The following is a 3,478-nucleotide window of genomic DNA, read 5'->3' as shown; positions in this document are numbered from 1 at the left end:
GTCACCGCCGGATCATGGGACCTCGCCGGGATCATCGCGATCGCCGTGGGGAACGACCACCCGCCGACGCCGAGGATCAGCGCGCACACCAGTGCGACGAGCGCCGCTGAGTCCCCGAACCCGTCGGCCCCCACCGCGATCAGCAGCAGAACAGCCCCGTACCCCGCGGCGGTCAGCAGCCCGAACGACGCGATGATCGGCGCGAGCCGTCGCGAGCGGTGAATGACCGTGGGCATGACCACGCCGCCCACCATGCCGAGCCCGTTGGTGACGAACACGGTCCACACCGCCACCACGGAGCTGATGCCGGTGTCCATCATCATCACCGGCATCCACCCCATCTGCACGTACGCCTGCATCGACTGCAGCCCGAACATCAGCATCATCCAGCGGGCGGTGCTGGAGCGCCACAGGGGGACGCGGACGGGACGGGCACCGTCCGGTGACGGCGGATCCGCGGGGAAGTCGTACCGGGTGGTGGCCCACACGGCCGCCCACACCACTGCCGCGGCCGCCGCAGCCACCACCCAGATCAGCAGCGCCGACTGCCACGCCGCCAGCCCCAGCACCTCGATCGGTTCCCTGTCGCCCGCGCGCACCAGCAGCGCTGAGAGCGGCCCCACCGCGCCGCCGAGGCCGAGCAGCGTGGTGTACAGGGTCATGAGGCGGACCGTGCGCTCACCACCGTGGCGTTTGATCCACGCCGGCAGCAGCACGTTGCCCAGCGCGATGCCTCCCGCGATGAGGACGGTGCACCCGGCGAACAGCCAGATCGAGCCGACGAACGGGCGCGCCAGGATCCCCAGCACCAGGACCGCGAACCCCACCATCACGGCGCCGGACAGGCCGAGGCGCCGCCCGATCGGCACCGCCAGCACCCCGAGCACGGCGAAACACAGGCCCGGGATGGCTGTCAGCAGACCGCCGGCGCTGGAGGACACGCCGAACTCCTCCAGAACCGTGCCGAGCACGGGCCCGAGCGATGAGATGCCGGGCCGCAGGTTCAGCGCCGCGACCGCAACGGCGACGAGGGCGAGCAGGGGGCCGACACCGCGCCTGCCGAGCGGGAGGCGGGCGGCCCGGCGGCTGGAACGGCGCGCGGCGGCCCGGGTGAAGCGAGAGGAACGCGCAGGCTTCCGGGTGGAACGTGCGGGCGACTGGGAGGCATCCGACGGCTTCTCAGTCATGCTGCCTCCTCAGGAGGAGTGATCAGATGCGGCGGGATGCGGTCACGGCCCACCACATCCGCCACCAGGGCAGCATCGATCGTCTCGCCGCGGCGCAGCACCGTGAGGTCCCCGCGCGGCTCCAGGATCGCGAGCGCCACATCCTGCACACGGTGGATGCCGGCGCCGCGCAGCCGCACCATCAGCAGGTCCTCCGTGAGGGCGCGTCGGCGCAGCAGGTCGGGCTGGACGGCGCCGTCGGCCATGATGACGCTGGCGTGGCCGGCGAGGCCGAAGCGGGTGCGGCCCCGCCGCCGCGCCTGCAGCAGCGGCCGGATGGAGCGGCGCAGGCGGCGGAACAGGAACTCCATCGCCATCAGCGTGTTCATCGCGACGAGGGCACCAGCGAGGGTCGGGGTGTTGCCGAGCATGGCGCGGGCCGCGATGGACCCGAGGCAGATCGTCACCACGAGCGTGAACGTGGAGGGCCGGGCCACCAGGCGGGGCCCCGCTGCGGTCAGCAGCAGGGTGAAGAAGAGGTACAGCACTACGGTGGCGATGAGCACGCCGACGAGGCCCGCGGGGGACGCCCCGATGTGGAACCACAGGGCCGACCAGAACTCCACCGGCTCCGCGGCGGCATGGGCCTCATGCACGGTCTGCTTCCTCCTCTAGGGTCGAGTCACGATCGGGAACTCAGTGTGCCTCCACCAGCGCGTCGCCGCACCGCTGGACGCGGTCGGGTCCATCATCACCGATATTCCGAACGCCGCGCGCACCCTGTCCGGTGTGGACGCCGTCGAGATACTGACAGAGGGACCGTACCGGCCCGGCACCCGCTGGCGCGAAACCCGCCAGATGCTCGGCATGGCCGCCACCGCCGAAATGGTCGTCCACTCGGCCGCCGCGCCCGGGGAGGCCCCCGAGGGCGGTCCGGCGCAGGGGGCCGACGGGGACCGCGCTTCCAGTGGGTCCGACGCTGGCCGCGCTGATGGGCCGGGCCGCTCAGGGACTGCGAGCCGTTGACCCAGTGTTCGCCTCGGCGGGATTCGTAGACTGCCCGCATGATCAGCACCCGTCGGCACCTCCGCATGGCAAGCTTCAACATCCGACACTGCCGCGGCGCAGACGACGTCCTCTCCCTGCCCCGCACCGCCCGCGCCATCGCAGCGCTCGACGCGGACATCATCGGACTGCAGGAAGTGGACGTCTGCTTCGACGACCGCTCCGACCTCGCCGACCAAGCCGGCGCCCTCGGCGAGGCGCTCGGCATGAACGCCGTCTTCGGCGCCTCCCTGCCCGCCCGCAAGGCCGCGGACGCCGCCGGCCGCGCCGCCCTCGGCCTGCCGCCCGCCCCCGACTGCACCGGCTACGGCAACGCCATCCTCACGCGCTTCCCGATCCTCGACAGCCGCACCGTCATGCTGCCCGTCCCCTCCGGCGGCGAGCAGCGCTCCGCGCTCATCGCCGACCTCGACTGTGACGGGGTGCGGGTGCGCGCCGTCGCCACGCACCTGTCCGCCGACGGCTCCGCGGGCGCCGAGGACCGGGCGCAGCAGGTGGCGGCGCTGCGCCGCGAACTGGCCGGCGATGGGTGCGGCGCCCGCGCGGGTTCCGGCGCTGACGGACCCGCAGACGCCGCCGGTTACGGAGGTGCGGACTGCGCTGCCGAGGCCGTGCCGGCCGCGACGATCCTCGTGGGCGACATGAACTGCACGCCGTTCAGCGCCACCTACCGCGGCCTCACCCGGGATTGGCGCGACGCCCGAGTCGAAGCGCTCCGCGCCCGCACCAGCGCAGTGCGCGGGGCCGTCGGCCCGGTCCTCGGCGCCCTCGTGGGTGCGGGGGCGCGGTTCGCCGGCGGGTTCACCCATTCGTCCACCCTGCCGCTGCGCCGCATCGATCTGGTGCTGCTGCGCGGGGCTGTCCGTGCGGTGAGGACGTTCGTGCCGTCCACGCGCGTCAGTGACCACCGACCGCTGGTCGCGGACCTCGTCATCACCGACTGAGGCGCGCGGCTTCATCGCCTGCTGAGTCTCAGGGCAGGCCGAAGCCGCAGAGCTGGGCAGAGCCGCGGGGCTGGGCAGGACTGCGGGGCAGAGAAGAGCCGCGGGGCCCGGCACGACCGCGGGGCAGAGAAGAGCCGCGGGGCTGGGGCAGAGCCGCAACCCCGCCGCGAGCCCCCGGTGCGCGGAGGCAGTGACCAAAAAACGACCAAGAACCGGCCCGAACGCGCATGTCCAGCCCGAAAGGGCGGATTTCGGTCGGAAAGTGCACGGCCGAGGGTCGGGGCCGGGGTTTGGGTCCTGTCT

Annotated in this window: 4 protein-coding genes; 2 read left to right on the top strand and 2 right to left on the bottom strand. The window is 73.0% G+C overall.

Annotated elements, in window-relative coordinates; translation table 11 throughout:
* A partial coding sequence (locus MHY20_RS11425; RefSeq protein WP_239376887.1) for an MFS transporter occupies positions 1–1,187 on the bottom strand: 1,187 nt, incomplete at its 3' end.
* Positions 1,184–1,822, bottom strand: coding sequence for a YetF domain-containing protein (locus tag MHY20_RS11420; protein ID WP_239376885.1), 639 nt, complete (start codon positions 1,820–1,822; stop codon positions 1,184–1,186). The genes MHY20_RS11420 and MHY20_RS11425, both read right to left, overlap by 4 nt.
* A 43-nt stretch (positions 1,823–1,865) precedes the next feature.
* Here MHY20_RS11420 and MHY20_RS11415 point away from each other — a divergent pair, with 43 nt between their 5' ends.
* Together MHY20_RS11415 and MHY20_RS11410 are read left to right on the top strand one after the other, a co-directional pair.
* Positions 1,866–2,192: a hypothetical protein gene (locus tag MHY20_RS11415; protein WP_239376883.1), complete on the top strand. Its 327-nt coding sequence runs from the start codon at positions 1,866–1,868 to the stop codon at positions 2,190–2,192.
* 38 nt (positions 2,193–2,230) lie between these two features.
* Positions 2,231–3,175 carry an endonuclease/exonuclease/phosphatase family protein gene (locus tag MHY20_RS11410; RefSeq protein WP_239376882.1) on the top strand — a complete coding sequence of 315 codons (945 nt, stop codon included), beginning with the start codon at positions 2,231–2,233 and terminating at the stop codon, positions 3,173–3,175.
* Positions 3,176–3,478 lie beyond the last annotated feature (303 nt).

It is taken from the genome of Helcobacillus sp. ACRRO, from assembly GCF_022347125.1.
Classification (GTDB): domain Bacteria; phylum Actinomycetota; class Actinomycetes; order Actinomycetales; family Dermabacteraceae; genus Helcobacillus; species Helcobacillus massiliensis.
This window is presented reverse-complemented; position numbering and strand designations above follow the sequence as displayed.